The following is an 18,861-nucleotide window of genomic DNA, read 5'->3' as shown; positions in this document are numbered from 1 at the left end:
TATAGAAGCACCCTACAATATTATTTTACATCATAGCCTTGGTCATCAATTGTTTCTTTAATTTGCTCAACTGATACTTGTGTATCATCGAAAGCTACATCGACTGAACCTTCCGCTAAATGAACGGTTACTTGCTCTACACCAGCTAAAGCACCTACACTTTTTTCCACCGCATTGACACAATGACCACATGACATTCCCTGTACATTTAATGTTATATTTTGCATAATAAATCGCTCCTTTATTTTTTCATTAATTTTTGAATTGTTATAACTAGCTCATCTAATACTGCCTCATCGCCCTCTGATAGACGATCCACGACACAGCCCTTTAAATGACCTTCTAATAATATTTTTGCAACACTATTTAAAGCAGACTGTGTAGCAGACAGCTGTGTAATTACGTCATCACAATAAACATCCTTTTCAATCATCCCTTTAATGCCACGAATCTGACCCTCAATACGATTTAATCGAGTAGTTAAATCCTTTTTCACACGCTCAGGATGATGACTTTTGCGACAAGACGTAGCTTCCTCTGTATGACAAACATCCTCTTTTACGATATCCTCCATCACTACACCTCCGATTTCATATCTATCATACTATACCCAAGAAGGGTATGCAAGCGTTAAGGATTATTACTGACCGCTTTAATAGTATAGATTAGCCCATATTCCTTTAATCCAACCAATTATTTTTTTATAAGCCCATATTAAAATTTTAATCATGTAGTAAAAAAATATAATATTCACGATAAAGCCTATTCCAAGGAAGCTAAAGCCTCCATTAGTATATAAATATAACCAATCAGCAGGAAAGCCATAGATAGCTTTAATAAAATCTTCTCTACCATCTCTACTTCCACTAATAAAAGGTATACAAATTACTAAAACAATACTAATAATGATTATCCATATTTTATATACACTGGATTTATCTTGCATAATTATCCTCCCTCGTTTATGATAATAATGTATAAAAAAACAAATTTTGGGGGTTTTTAAAAAATAAAAAAATTAATTTTATCTCTTTTTCTTTCTCTTTTTGCAGTAAGCGCTATAGGAAGTACTGTTTTCGCATCACCAGAGGTTAATGAAGCTTCTAAAGAAATATTACCAAAAATAGAGTCTATTGCCAATAATTCGGATTATATTGATTTAATTGATATAAATGAATTACCTGAAGGGGCACCTGTTATTAACTTTGATACAGTGGAAGATTTCGAACAAGCTATCAAAGAATTAGAAAATGAAGATACAGAATTAAATTTATATGAAGACACAGAAAGCAGTTCTTTATCAACTCCTCTTATTACTACTATGGCTACTAGTTCAACAACTGACCGACTTGAAGTATGGGTAAAACCATCACTCAATCCTATTAAGAGCGCTACTCAACCAGTAACTGTTACTGTTGATTTAAGCTATCGTTATAACGGAAGTGGATCCAGCAAAACATTCTCATCAATAACGGGAGTTTCATCTTTTAGTTTAGCATTCCCAACAACTTGGGTACAAACTGGTTATAGTAGTTTTTTCTATAATTTTAATAAAGGAGTTACTATAGAACTATTAGGTTATAACCGGTTAGGTATAGTAATTGGCGAGCAACCTATAGGGGCACAAGTAAAGGATGAAATAACATTTAGCTATGCTTTAGGTGGCTCAAAAACTCTATTTGAAAAGTAAATATTGTTATATTATCTGTAGTTAAAAACGCTGAAAAATGAAATTTAATATATAAATAAAATACCTTACTAGGCTGTTTAATCCCCATATTTAATGAGAATTAAGCAGCCTCATTTTACTCTTATTCTTTCCTTATCTTTTCATTGGTCAACAAATAGTGCTTTACACAAGTAATAGATTGTAAAATCATAGGTTAGAAATGCCGATGTTTCAGATTTTGAAGAAAGCTTTTCTAGCAAGTTTAAAAAATTAGAACGTAATTAATGGTGATGATGCTCATTTTTCAATTGACATAAAATTGAATTATCGTGCTGATGGGAAGCTGTTTCTAGCTGAATTGTGACATGCTTAATGCCTTTATGCTCAAGATTATGTTCAACCTTTCGCAATATATGCTCGCTATCAGCTACTGTTAATTGCCCATCAACAACCGCATGACAGGACAATGCATTTGTACCACTTGTAATTGTCCAAATGTGTAAATCATGAATACTTTTAATGCCATTTGTTTGTTCAATCACTTCGACGATTTCTGTCACCTCTACATTCTTCGGTGTGCCCTCCATTAAAATATGAACAGCATCCTTTGTGACGTAATAGCCGCTTCTTAGCACCAGTAACGCTACAATGACACTAGCCAGTGGGTCCGCCCAGCCCCAGCCTAAAAACATGATTAATAATGCGGCAATAATAGCTCCTACAGACCCTAGCATATCACTAAGCACATGTAAAAAGGCACCACGCATATTTAAGTTATCCTTTGTATCACTACCACGCATCATAATCCATGCGACTAAAATATTTACGAAAAGCCCGATTGTACTAATAATAAGCATCCCAGTTGTCGCTACTGCTGGTGGATTGGCAAAGCGTTCAATCGCCTCATAACAAATAAATAATGCGATAACGATTAATGTTACACCATTTAACACAGCCGCTAAAATTTCAAATCGTTTATAACCATAAGTTTTACTATAGCTAGCAGCCTTTTCCCCCATAATAAAAGCTAATAGGGCAATACCTAAAGAAATAGCGTCACTTAACATATGTCCTGCATCTGACAGAAGTGCCAAGCTATTTGTAACAAAGCCACCGATTGCCTCAATAATCATATAGCTTGTAATAATAATAAATGATAGTAATAATACTTTTTTATTTGCACCATGTGTATGGTCATGTCCATGATCGTGATGATGTCCCATTAGTATCCCTCCATTTAATGATGTGCTGCATGGTCAATTGCTTGTTTCAATAAATTCATAACATGGTCATCATCCTTTGAATAGTATAGCGTTGTGCCCTCTCGTCGAAACTTCACCAAGCGTAAATTTTTTAAAAAACGCAATTGATGTGAAACGGTTGATTGACCTAAATCTAATATTTCTGCAATATCATTGACGGAATGTTCGTCTGTACATAGTAAATTTAAAATACGAATACGTGTTGGATCACTTAATGCTTTAAATGTTTGCGAAACTACAAACAATGTTTCCTCATCTAAATGCTGATTGCCATTACTCATAAAAGCTCACTCCTTTTATATATGAACATATATTCATATATAAATATATATTGTCTTCTTATTATTGTCAAATGCTTTAGAAAATATAAAATGCCATGCTTCCACTAAGAGGAGACATGGCATTTTAAAAGCTCCAAAAAGAGCCAATACGATTATAAATGAAACAACAGATGATCCCATCATTAAAGATTTTGAATCCTTAATTATACTCGATTTTCTTACTAACAGCCCAAATGTCCACGTGCCAATAATAATTATAAACATTCCTAAATGAACTGCCCATAGCACTAAAAATTAATACTTTTAAAGATAAATATAAAAATAATATTAAACACAAGTTATAGGAAATCACCACTATCTAATTTTTTCAAAATCTCGCCTCGATTTAAACTTTAGTTAAAGCTGCTTTTAGCTCTGTAGGATGATCAGATTTTATAGCTATATACTGGTACTTCTTTTCAATCCCTATCATAAAGGTTACGGTAACGGGCTGCTTTAATTGCACAATAAAATCAGGCTGGACGCTTTCAAAATCACGCAAAATAAAATCAATCGTTTCCTTTGAGCGTTTTTGAGCAAGTAGCTCTGGATCATCTATAATCGCTGCAATATTATCAAGATCAATTTTGGCACGCTTTATTAATCCTAATGATAGATACATGGATTTTTTATCTATAAAAATTGGATTTAGACGCATCGCCTGTAAATCTGCTAAGAAAAAAATAACCGAATAAATATTAAAAATTAATAACACAATGGAGACAATTGGCGCTTTGGTATGTAGCCAATAATGTATGCCAATGGTTTCTACAATAATGGCATGAATTATCATAATTTGAAATGCCATATAATTTGATTTTTTATATAATGTAAGCCCTTTAGGAACTGCTTGTCGCCAGCTGCCAAAAGCATAATATAGGACAAGCATTTCTGAACAAATCACTTGAATAATTGGATGCTGCTTCACATATTTCCCTACAGCCTGTGAAAATGCAAATAATGTTGGTAGCTGATTCTCTTTCACATCATGGATAATCTTCGGCATATAGCGTAGCAATGTTACAATCAATAAACATTCCACCAATACAAGACAGCCCTCAACGACAATGCCACTCCATGTTATCATCGCATACGGTGCTAATAATTCTGTTGGCACTATTAATCGAAGCAAGATACAGCCAAATGCCACAAGTGCAATCAATGCCTTCAGTGAAAATTTATTGCGGTAAAGTATCATAAACAGCGGGAAACAAATCATTAAATCTAATAATGATCCTAACACAACAGCCTGTGCCTCATCAGGTAATAAGTTGATTCCTAGAGATGTTTGATACAGCATATAATTACCACTTAACACAAATAGCACTAAAATCAGCCATATAGGTTTTGACTTTTCAATCCAGCTCATGTTTTACTCCTCCTGATAATTGTTAATAAATTTTCTAAAATACGTACTAAATGTTGTAAATCTTCTGATGGTAATTGACCATAAATAGCAGAGGCAGTGTCTTGCTCAAATTGCTTTAGTTGATTAAAATATTGCTGTCCTTTTTCTGCTAGTTCTAGTTTAATTTCACGTCGATTTTCTGGGTTAATCGTTCGATGAATATATCCTTTGCCCTCCAGCTTATTTAAAAGCTGACTGACAGCGCTAGTTGTTACATGTAATGTAGTGGCAATATCCTTTGTAGTTGTTGCCCCTGCACGAATTAGTTCCAATAGTAATACTTGCTTAGCTGTTAATTGATTATCCAGCATCGTCTCATATTGAACGGCCATCTGAATATTTAATTGATCCTGCAAACGATTAATTTTTTCGATTATATCCATTGTCATTGATGATCACCTTTATAGTTAAGATATCTTTATTATAAAGGTATCTTAATTAAATAACTATCTTAAAATTTTGATATTGCTAGTAAAGCAAGCTAAACTGGGAGTAAGGAGCGATGAGTATGACGATAGATCAGCAATTTATGCAAGAAGCCTTAATAGAGGCTAAAAAAGCAGAGGCTCTTGGAGAAGTACCGATTGGCGCTGTTGTTGTTTATAATGGCGAAATTATTGCACGTGCCTATAATTTACGGGAAACTTCACAAAATGCTACAACTCACGCAGAATTAATAGCCATTCAAGAAGCCTGTAAAAAAGTAGGAAGCTGGCGTTTAGAGAATACAACACTTTATGTGACACTTGAACCTTGTCCAATGTGTGCTGGTGCTATTCTACAATCTCGTATTCCTCGTGTTGTCTATGGAGCAAGAGATCCTAAAGCTGGCTGTGTAGATTCTTTATATCGTTTATTAAATGACGCTCGCTTCAATCATGAATGTGAGGTAACAGAAGGAATTTTAGCAGCAGAATGTGGGCAAATTTTAACGGATTTTTTTAAGGCTTTACGAGAGCGTAAAAAAGCTGAGAAAAAGGCAAGAACGGCTTTAACAATTACAGAAGCCGCATCCAACTGTACAAATTGGAAGTAAGACAAAAGCTATTTTAGATTTTCCTTAAGCAAGGTATCTAAAATAGCTTTTGTTGTTTATTTTGGTGTGATTATTTCTTTGCCACCGAATTACTATACTTCCTTAGGTTGCATCTGCCGCTTCTCTTTCAGTGCAGAGCCGACCTTGTTTAGTTTGGCGCAATTATTTCCTTGCCACCCATATATGGTCTTAGTACCTCTGGGATTACTACGCTTCCGTCGGCTTGCTGGTAGTTTTCTAAGATGGCTGCTACTGTACGGCCAAGGGCAAGACCTGAGCCGTTTAATGTATGCACATATTCTGGCTTTGCATTTGGCTCACGACGGAAGCGGATATTTGCTCGACGTGCTTGGAAGTCCTCAAAGTTAGAGCATGAAGAAATTTCACGGTACATATTTTGAGCCGGAATCCAAACCTCTAAGTCGTATTTCTTCGCTGCTGTAAAACCTAAATCTGCTGTACACATTTTTAATTTACGGTAAGGTAATCCAAGTAATTGTAATACTTTTTCAGCATGGTTTGTTAAAAGCTCTAGCTGCTCGTATGATTCCTCTGGCTTTACAAAACGAACTAATTCTACTTTGTTGAATTGGTGCTGACGAATTAAGCCACGTGTATCACGCCCTGCAGAACCTGCCTCTGAACGGAAGCATGCACTATATGCTACAAAGCCTTTTGGTAATGCTTCATTTGGTAAAATTTCATCACGATAGAAGTTCGTAACTGGTACCTCTGCTGTTGGAATCATAAAATAATCTATTTCCTCTAGCTTAAAGACATCTTCCTCAAATTTTGGAAGCTGGCCAGTACCTGTTAAGCTATCGCGATTGACAATGACAGGTGGTAGCATTTCCTCATAGCCATGCTCCTCTGCGTGTAAATCCATCATAAATGTCATTAATGCACGTTCTAAACGAGCGCCAAGACCACGATAGAATAAGAAACGACTACCCGTTACTTTCGCACCGCGTTCAAAATCAACAATATTTAAATCCGTTGCAAGATCCCAGTGTGCTTTTATGTCAAAATCAAAAGTGGGCACTTCACCCCATGTATACTCCTCAACATTGTCATCCTCTGTTGCGCCTACTGGCACAGATTCATGTGGTATATTTGGTAAACGCATCATCATATCTTTAAAGCGGTCTTCTACCTCATTTAATTGGCTATCTAGTGCTTTAATTTCATCACCAACTTGACGCATACGAGCAATAACTTCATCCGCATTTTCCTTATTGCGCTTCATTATAGAAATTTGCTCAGATACTTTGTTACGTTCCGCCTTAAGCTCTTCCGTTTTAGCAATTAACGCACGACGCTTTGCATCTAACTCCTCAAAGTCATCCAGGTTTCCTAAATCCTCATTACGTGTTAATAGCATTTCTTTAATTTCCGCGAAATTATCGCGCACACGTTTAATATCTAACATAATTCATACCTCCAGTAAATGATTGAAATTAGAACACAAAAAAGCCCCCATCCCCTAAAAGGGACGAGAGCTACCCGCGTTGCCACCCTAATTGACTAGGCATATGCCTAATCCGCTTATTTCATAACGGCATTTCAGCCGGCTACAGCCTACTTATTGACTTCGACTGTGCAACTCCAGGACGGATTCACAAGTGCTTTTATCAGCTTCCACCAGCCGCTGACTCTCTAAAAAAAACGTGCTTGTTACTACTTCCTATCATCGTGTTCAGTTATTTAAAATTTAACCATACTGTACTATATGAAAACAGATTTTGCAAGTCATACTATAGATACTACAAAATATTCGAGAATACGTGTGTCTGCTGTTAATTCGGGGTGGAACGAACAGCCTAATAAATGTCCATCCTGTGCTAAGATAATTCTTCCTTCATGCTGAGCAAGAACCTCAACATCTTGCCCCACTGCTTCAATATGAGGTGCACGTATAAATACTGCTGGAATTGCATTACCTATTTTAGGAATATCCACCTTTATTTCAAAGCTATCCACCTGACGACCATATGAGTTTCTTGCTACTGTCACATTCATAACAGCTAAGTGTGGTTTATCACCTACTAAATTATTCGCTAATAAAATTAATCCTGCACATGTTCCAAACATTGGTAAGCCTTGCTGTGCGAGATTTTGTATTGGCTCCAATAGCTCAAAGCGATCCAGCAATTTGCGCATCGTTGTACTTTCTCCGCCGGGCAATATAAGACCATCAATTTTCATTAAATCCTGTCTATGCTTTACTAAAACAGCTTCACAGCCAAGCGCTTCTAACATTTGAACATGCTCACGCACCGCTCCCTGTAACGCTAAAACGCCAATTCGTTTCATGCTACCAGCCTCGCTCCTGCATACGTTCGTTTTGCCCTAGCTGTGCAATGTCAATGCCCTTCATAGGTACACCAAGCTCTTTTGATATGTCAGCAATTAACTTATAATTTTTGTAATGTGTTGTTGCCTCTACAATCGCACGCGCGAATTTTTCAGGATTGTCGGATTTGAAAATACCTGAGCCAACGAATACGCCATCAGCCCCAAGCTCCATCATTAATGCAGCATCGGCAGGCGTAGCAACACCACCTGCTGCAAAGTTAACTACTGGTAATCGACCAAGACGTTTAATCTCTCTTAATAACTCAAAAGGCGCTCCCAGTGATTTTGCCTCTGTCATTAACTCATCCTCTGTCATACCTACTACCTTACGTACCTGAGCATTTACTTTGCGAATATGTCGAACTGCCTCAACAATATTCCCTGTTCCTGGTTCGCCCTTTGTTCGTAGCATCGCTGCACCTTCCCCGATACGTCGAGTTGCTTCTCCTAAATCACGACAGCCACAAACAAAGGGTACTGTGTAATCACTTTTTAATAAATGATACTCTTCATCTGCTGGTGTTAAAACTTCACTTTCATCAATATAGTCAACTCCCATTGCTTCTAACATACGAGCTTCCACAATATGCCCAATACGAGCTTTTGCCATTACAGGAATAGATACAGCTCCCATTACCTCTTCAACAATCCGTGGATCAGCCATACGTGCAACACCGCCCGCTTTACGAATATCGGAAGGCACTCTTTCTAATGCCATCACAGCTACTGCTCCTGCTGCTTCCGCAATTTTTGCTTGTTCAGCATTAATAACGTCCATAATAACGCCACCCTTTTGCATTTCCGCCATCCCGCGTTTTACCAATTCTGTACCTGTTTGTTTCATCATTCTAACCTCCACCTTTGTGATGGAATTTAGTATAATAGAAATTGACCATATAAAAATATCCAGTTTTCTAAATAATTATAAGGTCAGGAGGAATATAACCTATGGATATGCTATTATTTCAACTTGAAAAGGACAACGAGAAACCGCTTTATGATCAGCTTTATAACGGGATTAAAGAAGCCATCATTTCAAAAAAAATTGCTGTAGGAGAAAAATTACCATCCAAGAGGAAATTAGCAGATTTTTTAAATATTTCTCAAACAACAATCGAAATTGCTTATGCACAATTGCTTGCTGAAGGCTATATTATGTCCAAAGCACGTGTTGGCTATTTTGTCGAGGCAATTGATGAGTTACCATATATTCAGCAGGACACAATGACTCCCTTTATAGAGTATCCTAAGAAAAAAACATACAAAATTGATTTTAATCCTAGCTCTATTGATATTGACGCCTTTCCCTTTCAAACATGGCGAAAATATGCAAAAGACCTTTTTGACAATGCCTCAAAGGAGCTACTATTGACAGGGGAACCTCAGGGCGAGTTCTCTTTACGCACAGAAATTGCTAATTATTTATATCAATCACGCGGTGTTGTATGTAGCCCTGAGCAAATTGTGATTGGTTCAGGGACAGAGCAGCTTCTTCCAATGATTTTACGTCTTTTTAGCGAGGACACCTGCTTTGCATTAGAAAATCCAGGATACCCTGCTGTACATCGCATGTTTGCCCAACATAAACGCAAGGTCTATCCCATTGCAGTCGATGAAGAGGGAATTATGATTCAGACGCTTGAAAAAACCCATGCTCATGTTGCTTATATTACGCCATCACATCAATTCCCAACAGGTGCAGTATTATCTGCTACCAGACGGGCACAGGCTTTAAATTGGGCAGCACAAAGCTCTTCACACTATATTATTGAAGATGATTATGATTCAGAATTTCGTTATACTGGAAAACCAATCCCTGCACTACATGCTTTAGATAGAAATGATAAAGTCATTTATATGAGCACCTTTACAAAATCATTAATGCCATCGTTGCGTGTAGCTTATTTTGTACTGCCGCCTAAATTACTTGCTACCTATAATGATGTCTTTAATTATTATTCATCAACAGTACCTCGTTTCGATCAGCATATTGTAGCAAATTTTATGCGCGATGGTCATTTTGCCAAGCACCTCAATCGAATGCGCAAAATTTATCGTAAAAAACATGATAAGCTAACTACTATTTTAGAAAAATATTCAACATCCATTAAAATTACGGGTGAACAAGCAGGAATGCATATTTTATTAGATGTTCAACACACATTAACAGAAAAACAATTACAGCAGCTTGCCTCTCAAGCAGGAATAGGTATCTACCCATTATCGGATTATCGATTAGACTCTTCTGAACCATCAAAGGCTCAATTTTTACTAGGGTTTGGCGGTATACCTGTCCAAGCAATTGAACCATCTATTGAACACCTAATGGATTGCTGGAGCATACAAAAAAATCACCCATCTATTACGAAATAAAGTGAGTAGATGGGTGACTTCCATTACGTTTCGATTAATTGAATCTGATAATGTTCAAACCATACGTGTATTTGCCCTAAATACGCCAAGAGCTGAGGACCTGCCATTAATTGACCATACCATGGAACCTTAAAGGAGCTACCACCAGATTCAATCAATTCCATTAGCCTTTTTTGATCAAATAGTTCATGTAAAATAGAATTTTTTTCTTTGAGAATCTCTTTTAACCATTTTTGTACACCTGCCGTATAGGCTGGATGATAGGTTTTAGGATAAGGATTTTTCTTTCGATACAATACTTCATGTGGCAATAAATGGGCCATTGATTTTCGCAGCAGTCCTTTTTCCATGCCATCTAAATTTTTTATTTCCCACGGAATATTCCATGCATATTCTACAAGACGATGATCTGCAAAGGGAACACGTACCTCTAAGCTTGCACCCATACTCATTCGATCCTTACGCGTTAGCAATGTTTGCATAAACCATTGCATATTCAAATAAAGCATTTCACGATGACTTGATGTTGCTGAACTTTCCCCATCTATTAATGGTACTTCTGCTATTGTTTGACCATATAGCTGTTGGGCGTAGTTTTCAATTTTTAATTTCTTCTGCCATTTATCTTGCAGCAAGGCATTTCTCTCTGGCAATGATCGGATCCAAGGAAAGCCTGACATTTTTTCTTGAAACCATGGGTAGCCTCCAAAAATTTCGTCTGCACACTCACCTGATAGTGCTACAGTAAAATCTCTTTTGATTTTACGGCAAAACCATAATAATGATGAATCAACATCTGCCATACCAGGGGAATCTCTTACAATTACGGATTCCACTAATAAGTCGATTAGCTGCTGTGGAGAAATTTCCTCTGCATGGTGTGTCGTTTGAAACGCCTCGATCATTTTTTGAATCCAATACGTATCTGTTGATGTTTGGAAAGCATGTGAGTGAAAAAAGCGTTCATTATCTTCATAATCGATAGAGTACGTATGCAACTTGTCATCCTGCTGTTGAAATCGTTTTGCAGCAATTCCTGTGATAATACTAGAATCTAGTCCACCTGACAGAAATGTACAGATGGGTACATCCGAAACAAGTTGTCGTTCAATAGCATCTGTTAACAGGAAACGAACATGTTCAATCGTATCTTCCACTGATTCTTCATGTTGATGACTTTGGAGCTGCCAATATGGCCATTTTCGTAAACCTTCTCGAGAGAAACGCATAGCGTAACCAGGTCGTAGTTCTTCAATATTTTGGAAAGGTGTCGTACCAGGTGCTTTAGAAGGTCCTACAGCCATCATACTTGCTAGCCCTTCTCTATTGACGGCTGCTTGCACCAGTGGATGTACCAATAATGCTTTGATTTCAGAGGCAAACAAAAGCTCACCTTGTTGCTCAGTATAATACAAGGGCTTTACACCAAGTCGATCCCTGCACAAAAAAAGTGATTGCATGTGTTCATCCCAAACACTAAAAGCAAAAATGCCATTTAAAAAATCTACACACCGCTCTTTCCATTCAATATAAGCTGTCAATAACACCTCTGTATCTGAATGTGTTAAAAAATGATATCCTCTTTTTTGAAGTTCTTTTCGTAATTCCTCTGTATTATAAAGTTCGCCATTATATGTAATGACATAGTTGACGCCATCATGTAGTTTTGTCATTGGTTGCTTACCACCAATCAAATCAATAACAGCTAATCGTCGATGGCCAAATGCAACATGCTTACTACACCAGATATTTTCATCGTCAGGCCCTCTCTTATTCAAAGTTTGTGTCATTGATTGTAAGATCATATCACTTGTTCTTAAATCTTTTTGAAAGCTAGCCCACCCTGTAATCCCACACATTTAGCCACATCCTTTCGCCTATTAGCGTATGCAATACTACCTGAAAATGTGAAAAAGCACATGAATGTTTAAAAACAATCATGTGCTCTGCTTATTAATTATTAAAATAGACCTCCAACAAAGTCAGAAATGCCTCCCCACAAATTACCGAAGAAGTTACCAACGCCTTGGAAGAATAATGAGATGCCACCAGCACGCTCTACAGCCGCTGTTGTTACAACATCAGATGAAATGTCCTTTCCATCAATAAAACCGTAATCTGCGCCTTCTGTGCGTTCAATAACAACCTTCCCTACAACAGTATCTTTTTTTACACCTGCCTCTAAACTCTTTTTTTCTAAAACGAGTGTAGGCTTATATAGATCCTTGTCAGAAGATTTAATCATAAACGAAATAGGCTCTTTTACAGCAATCTCTACTTCATCTTCTTTTCCCTTTGTAACTTTTACTGTTTTTTGATCTTTAAATGTATAATTGGCTGGTAAAATTTCTTCTTTTGAGAATTGTGAAAAGCCATAGTTAAATAATTTTGCTGTTGCATCAAAACGTGCTTCATACGAGCCCACACCATTGGCATCAACAGCTTTCATAACCACTGCAATCAAACGTGTACCATTGCGCTGTGCTGTCCCTGTAAAACTATGACCTGCAAAGTTTGTTGTACCTGTTTTTAAGCCATCTACGCCTTGATATTCATATATTAATCCAGGTAGCATAAAGTTCCAGTTAGACATTTCAATAGCGTCCTCTGTGCCTGCTCGGAAGGTCTTTTTTGCAATACTGGACGTTTCTAACACCTTTGGATGATCCTTTAATAAATGATATGCCAGTTTTGCTACATATTTCGCCGGCATGACATTTTCATCCTCTGGCCCTGTACCTGATGGATGCATACCAAATAAATCAGCATTATTAAGACCTGTCGCATTGACAAATTTATAGCCTTCTAAGCCCAGCTCTTCTGCCTTTTTATTCATTAACTTTAAAAACTCAGTCTCAGAACCCGCAATGGTTTCCGCAATAGCCACTGTTGCTGCATTTGCCGAATAGATGACCATCGCCTCATATAATTCACGAATCGTATACGAACCATCTCTACGTAAAGGTACATTACTTAATGCACGATTTTGGGACATACGATACGTATAATCTGTTACCTGATATTCCTGATCCCATTTAACTGTCCCTGCATCAATCGCGTCCAATAACAGGTATTCAGTCATCATTTTTGTCATACTTGCAATACCTAGTGAAGTATCTGCATTTTGTTCATATAAAATTTTTCCTGAGTCTGCGTCAATTAAAATCGCAGCATCCACTGTTAATCCTAACTCTGTTTCTGCATTTGCCTGTGCAGGAATACCTGCAAACACGCTTAATACTAAAACAGGAAATAGGAGTAAGCGTAATACGGTGCTCATTTTCTTTTTCACCTTTAAAGCCCTCCAAAAAATAATCTTGTCCTCGACATTTTATCATAGATAGTCACCAACGTGTTGACTCTCTGCCATAAAAAAATGCTTTCGCGCCATCTTTGTAGACGAAGCGAAAGCATAAAAGTTGCAAGCAATATATTACATGGAATAGTTTGGTGATTCTTTTGTAATTTGAACATCATGTGGATGAGATTCACGTAGACCAGCACCCGTCATTCTAACAAATTGCGAATTTTCTCTTAGGTATTCAAGGTTTGGTGCGCCACAGTAACCCATACCAGCACGAATACCGCCAATTAATTGGTAAACTGTATCAGCTAAAGGCCCTTTGTATGGAAGGCGTCCTTCAATACCTTCAGGTACTAACTTCTTCGCATCTTCTTGGAAGTAACGATCCTTTGAACCTTTTTCCATTGCTCCAATCGAACCCATACCACGGTAAACTTTGAAGCGACGACCTTGGAAGATTTCTGTTTCTCCTGGAGATTCAGAAGTACCTGCAAGCAGGGAACCAAGCATCACGATATTTCCACCAGCTGCTAACGCTTTTACGATATCACCAGAGTATTTAATACCACCATCAGCAATAATCGTTTTACCAAGCTCACGAGCTACTGTAGCACAATCATAAACAGCTGTAATTTGTGGTACACCTACACCTGCCACTACACGTGTAGTACAAATAGAACCAGGACCAATACCAACTTTCACAACATCTGCACCAGCTTCAAATAATGCACGCGCACCTTCTGCAGTTGCTACATTCCCAGCGATAATTTCTAGCTCTGGGTAAGCCTCATGGATTGAACGGATTGTTTGTAATACACCTTCGGAATGACCATGAGCTGTATCGATCACGACAATATCAACTTGTGCTTCTACAAGCTTCTCGATGCGTACCATTGTATCCTTTGATACACCAACCGCTGCACCTACAAGTAAACGACCATGTGTATCTTTAGCAGCATTCGGGAATTCAATAACTTTCTCGATATCTTTGATTGTGATAAGCCCAGTTAAGCGGCCCTCTTCATCAACAATCGGAAGTTTTTCGATTTTATATTGTTGAAGAATTTTTTCAGCATCCTCTAAAGTCGTTCCAACAGGAGCTGTAATTAAATCTTCTTTCGTCATGACATCTTCAATTTTTAAAGAGTAATCTGAGATAAAACGTAAATCACGGTTTGTAATGATCCCTACTAGTTTTTGATTTTCCATACTATCAACAATAGGCACACCAGAGATTCGGTATTTACCCATTAAATGCTCAGCATCGAAAACTTGATGAGTCGGAGTTAAGAAGAATGGGTTTGTAATAACACCATTTTCAGAACGTTTTACTTTTTCTACTTGTTCAGCTTGCTCATCGATCCCCATATTTTTATGGATAATGCCAATACCGCCTTGACGTGCCATAGCGATTGCCATTTTAGACTCTGTTACTGTATCCATACCTGCACTGACCATTGGAATGTTTAATTTAATCTTTGGTGTTAGTTGAACAGATAAATCAACATCTTTTGGTAATACTTCGGAATGAGCTGGTACTAATAATACATCATCAAAAGTTAAACCTTCTTTGGCAAATTTAGTCTCCCACATTTTCGTAACTTCCTCCTATAGGTAAAAGAATATTAATTGTAAGATTAACAACGTGGACTGCTACTGTCAAGAAACTTCTAAAAGAAAGACAATTCAGACTTTTAAATATAACAAATCTAAGTCAAAATTCCAACTAAACAGCAATATAACAAATTATTTTATCTCAGAATTAAGTAAGTTTTGCAGTAATATAAAAAAACAACAGTCAGCTAGATGCTGACTGTTTTTGTTGGCCTAGCGATGTCCTACTCTCACAGGGGGAAGCCCCCAACTACCATCGGCGCGAAAGAGCTTAACTTCCGTGTTCGGGATGGGAACGGGTGTGACCTCTTTGCCATTATCACTAGACTTTGTATATTGTTGAAAGGGTTATTCTTTCAAAACTGGATAAACGATGCATTGAATGATTCAAACGTTTTGGTTAAGTCCTCGATCGATTAGTATTCGTCAGCTCCATGTGTCGCCACACTTCCACCTCGAACCTATCTACCTCATCGTCTTTGAGGGATCTTACTTACTTGCGTAATGGGAAATCTCATCTTGAGGGGGGCTTCATGCTTAGATGCTTTCAGCACTTATCCCGTCCACACATAGCTACCCAGCGATGCCTTTGGCAAGACAACTGGTACACCAGCGGTGTGTCCATCCCGGTCCTCTCGTACTAAGGACAGCTCCTCTCAAATTTCCTACGCCCACGACGGATAGGGACCGAACTGTCTCACGACGTTCTGAACCCAGCTCGCGTACCGCTTTAATGGGCGAACAGCCCAACCCTTGGGACCGACTACAGCCCCAGGATGCGATGAGCCGACATCGAGGTGCCAAACCTCCCCGTCGATGTGGACTCTTGGGGGAGATAAGCCTGTTATCCCCGGGGTAGCTTTTATCCGTTGAGCGATGGCCCTTCCATGCGGAACCACCGGATCACTAAGCCCGTCTTTCGACCCTGCTCGACTTGTAGGTCTCGCAGTCAAGCTCCCTTGTGCCTTTACACTCTACGAATGATTTCCAACCATTCTGAGGGAACCTTTGGGCGCCTCCGTTACCTTTTAGGAGGCGACCGCCCCAGTCAAACTGTCCGCCTGACACTGTCTCCTGCCCCGCTTAGGGGCATGGGTTAGAATTTCAATACAACCAGGGTAGTATCCCACCGACGCCTCCTTCGAAGCTGGCGCTCCGAGATCTCTGGCTCCTACCTATCCTGTACAAGTTGTACCAAAATTCAATATCAGGCTACAGTAAAGCTCCACGGGGTCTTTCCGTCCTGTCGCGGGTAACCTGCATCTTCACAGGTACTATAATTTCACCGAGTCTCTCGTTGAGACAGTGCCCAGATCGTTACGCCTTTCGTGCGGGTCGGAACTTACCCGACAAGGAATTTCGCTACCTTAGGACCGTTATAGTTACGGCCGCCGTTTACTGGGGCTTCAATTCGCAGCTTCGCTTGCGCTAACCACTCCTCTTAACCTTCCAGCACCGGGCAGGCGTCAGCCCCTATACGTCACCTTACGGTTTTGCAGAGACCTGTGTTTTTGCTAAACAGTCGCCTGGGCCTATTCACTGCGGCTCTCTCGGGCTTTCACCCTATCAGAGCACCCCTTCTCCCGAAGTTACGGGGTCATTTTGCCGAGTTCCTTAACGAGAGTTCTCTCGCACACCTTAGGATTCTCTCCTCGACTACCTGTGTCGGTTTGCGGTACGGGCACCTCTCACCTCGATAGAGGCTTTTCTTGGCAGTGTGAAATCAGGAACTTCGTCCATACGGACTCGCCATCACAGCTTGGCGTTACAGTGTGCGGATTTGCCTACACACACGCCTATCTGCTTGGACGCGCATATCCAACAGCGCGCTTACCCTATCCTCCTGCGTCCCCCCATTTCTCAAACGGTGAGGAGGTGGTACAGGAATATCAACCTGTTGTCCATCGCCTACGCCTATCGGCCTCGGCTTAGGTCCCGACTAACCCTGAGCGGACGAGCCTTCCTCAGGAAACCTTAGTCATACGGTGGACGGGATTCTCACCCGTCTTTCGCTACTCATACCGGCATTCTCACTTCTAAGCGCTCCACCAGTCCTTCCGGTCTGACTTCAACGCACTTAGAACGCTCTCCTACCACTGACATCGTAGATGTCAATCCACAGCTTCGGTGAATCGTTTAGCCCCGATACATTTTCGGCGCAGCGTCACTCGACCAGTGAGCTATTACGCACTCTTTAAATGATGGCTGCTTCTAAGCCAACATCCTGGTTGTCTGTGCAACGCCACATCCTTTTCCACTTAACGATTACTTGGGGACCTTAGCTGGTGGTCTGGGCTGTTTCCCTTTTGACTACGGATCTTATCACTCGCAGTCTGACTCCCGTGTATAAATATCTGGCATTCGGAGTTTGTCTGAATTCGGTAAACCGGGATGGCCCCCTCGTCCAAACAGTGCTCTACCTCCAGTATTCTCATCACGAGGCTAGCCCTAAAGCTATTTCGGAGAGAACCAGCTATCTCCAGGTTCGATTGGAATTTCTCCGCTACCCACACCTCATCCCCGCACTTTTCAACGTGCGTGGGTTCGGGCCTCCAGTAAGTGTTACCTTACCTTCACCCTGGACATGGGTAGATCACCTGGTTTCGGGTCTACGACCACGTACTATTTCGCCCTATTCAGACTCGCTTTCGCTGCGGCTCCGCCTTCTACAGCTTAACCTTGCACGTAATCGTAACTCGCCGGTTCATTCTACAAAAGGCACGCTATCACCCATTAACGGGCTCTAACTACTTGTAGGCACACGGTTTCAGGATCTCTTTCACTCCCCTTCCGGGGTGCTTTTCACCTTTCCCTCACGGTACTGGTTCACTATCGGTCACTAGGTAGTATTTAGCCTTGGGAGATGGTCCTCCCGGATTCCGACGGAATTTCACGTGTTCCGCCGTACTCAGGATCCACTCTGGAGAGAACGAACTTTCGACTACAGGGCTGTTACCTGCTCTGGCGGACCTTTCCAAGTCGCTTCATCTAACTCGCTCTTTTGTAACTCCGTATAGAGTGTCCTACAACCCCAAGAGGCAAGCCTCTTGGTTTGGGCTCTTCCCGTTTCGCTCGCCGCTACTCAGGGAATCGATTTTTCTTTCTCTTCCTCCAGGTACTTAGATGTTTCAGTTCCCTGGGTCTGCCTTCAAGACGCTATGAATTCACGTCAAGATCCTACGCGATTAAACGTAGTGGGTTCCCCCATTCGGAAATCTCCGGATCAAAGCTCACTTACAGCTCCCCGAAGCATATCGGTGTTAGTGCCGTCCTTCATCGGCTCCTAGTGCCAAGGCATTCGCCGTGCGCCCTTAATAACTTAACCAAGTTATTAAGCCTATAAAAAAACTTAAAAAATAAATGTGTTTGTTGCTGTCGCTGCGCTTTCGCACAAAAACAGCTTGTTACAATTTCAATGTCGTTTTATCCAGTTTTCAAAGAACAAAGCTACTGCCTGCTTCTACTTCTTCGCAGCTTTGCGACGAAAGTGTAGCGACAGGAGCACATATATGAAGTGTTT

Annotated in this window: 16 protein-coding genes, 2 rRNA genes and 1 other annotated feature; of the genes, 3 read left to right on the top strand and 15 right to left on the bottom strand. The window is 39.7% G+C overall.

The window, feature by feature from the left end; genetic code table 11:
- Positions 1 to 20 precede the first annotated feature (20 nt).
- The 3 genes from copZ to MHB44_RS00150 form a co-directional block, all read right to left on the bottom strand.
- Positions 21 to 227: a copper chaperone CopZ gene (gene copZ, locus MHB44_RS00160; protein ID WP_341301107.1), complete on the bottom strand. Its 207-nt coding sequence runs from the start codon at positions 225 to 227 to the stop codon at positions 21 to 23.
- Between the two features lie 14 nt (positions 228 to 241).
- Complete coding sequence (locus MHB44_RS00155) at positions 242 to 574, bottom strand: metal-sensitive transcriptional regulator (protein ID WP_341301106.1); 333 nt, start codon at positions 572 to 574, stop codon at positions 242 to 244.
- Positions 575 to 652: 78 nt separating this feature from the next.
- Positions 653 to 946, bottom strand: a complete 294-nt coding sequence (locus MHB44_RS00150; RefSeq protein ID WP_053995259.1) for a hypothetical protein — start codon at positions 944 to 946, stop codon at positions 653 to 655.
- Between the two features lie 267 nt (positions 947 to 1,213).
- On the opposite strand from MHB44_RS00150, the gene MHB44_RS00145 reads away from it, so the two are divergent.
- Positions 1,214 to 1,690, top strand: a complete 477-nt coding sequence (locus tag MHB44_RS00145) for a hypothetical protein (protein ID WP_341301105.1) — start codon at positions 1,214 to 1,216, stop codon at positions 1,688 to 1,690.
- Positions 1,691 to 1,950: 260 nt separating this feature from the next.
- Here MHB44_RS00145 and MHB44_RS00140 read toward each other — a convergent pair whose 3' ends face one another.
- From MHB44_RS00140 to MHB44_RS00125, 4 genes are all read right to left on the bottom strand, one after another.
- A complete protein-coding gene (locus MHB44_RS00140) occupies positions 1,951 to 2,892 on the bottom strand; it encodes a cation diffusion facilitator family transporter (protein WP_341301104.1) in 942 nt (313 codons plus the stop codon).
- A 14-nt stretch (positions 2,893 to 2,906) separates the two neighbouring features.
- Complete coding sequence (locus MHB44_RS00135; RefSeq protein WP_053995262.1) at positions 2,907 to 3,212, bottom strand: metalloregulator ArsR/SmtB family transcription factor; 306 nt, start codon at positions 3,210 to 3,212, stop codon at positions 2,907 to 2,909.
- 385 nt (positions 3,213 to 3,597) lie between these two features.
- Positions 3,598 to 4,620 carry a beta-carotene 15,15'-monooxygenase gene (locus MHB44_RS00130; protein WP_341301103.1) on the bottom strand — a complete coding sequence of 341 codons (1,023 nt, stop codon included), beginning with the start codon at positions 4,618 to 4,620 and terminating at the stop codon, positions 3,598 to 3,600.
- Positions 4,617 to 5,048, bottom strand: a complete 432-nt coding sequence (locus tag MHB44_RS00125) for a MarR family transcriptional regulator (protein WP_341301102.1) — start codon at positions 5,046 to 5,048, stop codon at positions 4,617 to 4,619. Before MHB44_RS00125 ends, MHB44_RS00130 begins: the two co-directional genes overlap by 4 nt.
- Before the next feature lie 119 nt (positions 5,049 to 5,167).
- On the opposite strand from MHB44_RS00125, the gene tadA reads away from it, so the two are divergent.
- Complete coding sequence (gene tadA, locus MHB44_RS00120) at positions 5,168 to 5,695, top strand: tRNA adenosine(34) deaminase TadA (protein WP_341302893.1); 528 nt, start codon at positions 5,168 to 5,170, stop codon at positions 5,693 to 5,695.
- A gap of 148 nt (positions 5,696 to 5,843) precedes the next feature.
- On the opposite strand, the gene serS is transcribed toward tadA, so the two are convergent.
- From serS to pdxS, 3 genes are all read right to left on the bottom strand, one after another.
- Complete coding sequence (gene serS, locus MHB44_RS00115; RefSeq protein ID WP_053995266.1) at positions 5,844 to 7,124, bottom strand: serine--tRNA ligase; 1,281 nt, start codon at positions 7,122 to 7,124, stop codon at positions 5,844 to 5,846.
- Between the two features lie 56 nt (positions 7,125 to 7,180).
- Positions 7,181 to 7,395, bottom strand: a binding site (T-box leader).
- 49 nt (positions 7,396 to 7,444) lie between these two features.
- Positions 7,445 to 8,008 carry a pyridoxal 5'-phosphate synthase glutaminase subunit PdxT gene (gene pdxT, locus MHB44_RS00110; RefSeq protein WP_053995267.1) on the bottom strand — a complete coding sequence of 188 codons (564 nt, stop codon included), beginning with the start codon at positions 8,006 to 8,008 and terminating at the stop codon, positions 7,445 to 7,447.
- 1 nt (position 8,009) lies between these two features.
- Positions 8,010 to 8,894, bottom strand: coding sequence for a pyridoxal 5'-phosphate synthase lyase subunit PdxS (gene pdxS, locus MHB44_RS00105; protein ID WP_341302892.1), 885 nt, complete (start codon positions 8,892 to 8,894; stop codon positions 8,010 to 8,012).
- Positions 8,895 to 8,998: 104 nt separating this feature from the next.
- On the opposite strand from pdxS, the gene MHB44_RS00100 reads away from it, so the two are divergent.
- On the top strand, positions 8,999 to 10,423 hold the full coding sequence (locus MHB44_RS00100; protein WP_341301101.1) for a PLP-dependent aminotransferase family protein: 1,425 nt from the start codon (positions 8,999 to 9,001) through the stop codon (positions 10,421 to 10,423).
- A 23-nt stretch (positions 10,424 to 10,446) separates the two neighbouring features.
- Here the strand turns inward: MHB44_RS00100 and asnB are convergent, their stop codons facing one another.
- The 5 genes from asnB to MHB44_RS00075 form a co-directional block, all read right to left on the bottom strand.
- A complete protein-coding gene (gene asnB, locus MHB44_RS00095; protein ID WP_341301100.1) occupies positions 10,447 to 12,282 on the bottom strand; it encodes an asparagine synthase (glutamine-hydrolyzing) in 1,836 nt (611 codons plus the stop codon).
- A gap of 101 nt (positions 12,283 to 12,383) precedes the next feature.
- Complete coding sequence (locus tag MHB44_RS00090) at positions 12,384 to 13,715, bottom strand: D-alanyl-D-alanine carboxypeptidase family protein (protein ID WP_341301099.1); 1,332 nt, start codon at positions 13,713 to 13,715, stop codon at positions 12,384 to 12,386.
- A gap of 141 nt (positions 13,716 to 13,856) precedes the next feature.
- Positions 13,857 to 15,320, bottom strand: a complete 1,464-nt coding sequence (gene guaB, locus MHB44_RS00085) for an IMP dehydrogenase (protein ID WP_341301098.1) — start codon at positions 15,318 to 15,320, stop codon at positions 13,857 to 13,859.
- A gap of 232 nt (positions 15,321 to 15,552) precedes the next feature.
- A 5S ribosomal RNA gene (gene rrf / locus MHB44_RS00080) occupies positions 15,553 to 15,668 on the bottom strand.
- Positions 15,669 to 15,737: 69 nt separating this feature from the next.
- Positions 15,738 to 18,666: ribosomal RNA gene (locus MHB44_RS00075) — 23S ribosomal RNA — on the bottom strand.
- Between the last annotated feature and the right edge of the window lie 195 nt (positions 18,667 to 18,861).

Source organism: Lysinibacillus sp. FSL H8-0500 (assembly GCF_038051955.1).
Classification (GTDB): domain Bacteria; phylum Bacillota; class Bacilli; order Bacillales_A; family Planococcaceae; genus Lysinibacillus; species Lysinibacillus macroides.
Note: the sequence above shows the minus strand (reverse complement) of the source record. Positions and strands in the feature narration are given on the sequence as shown.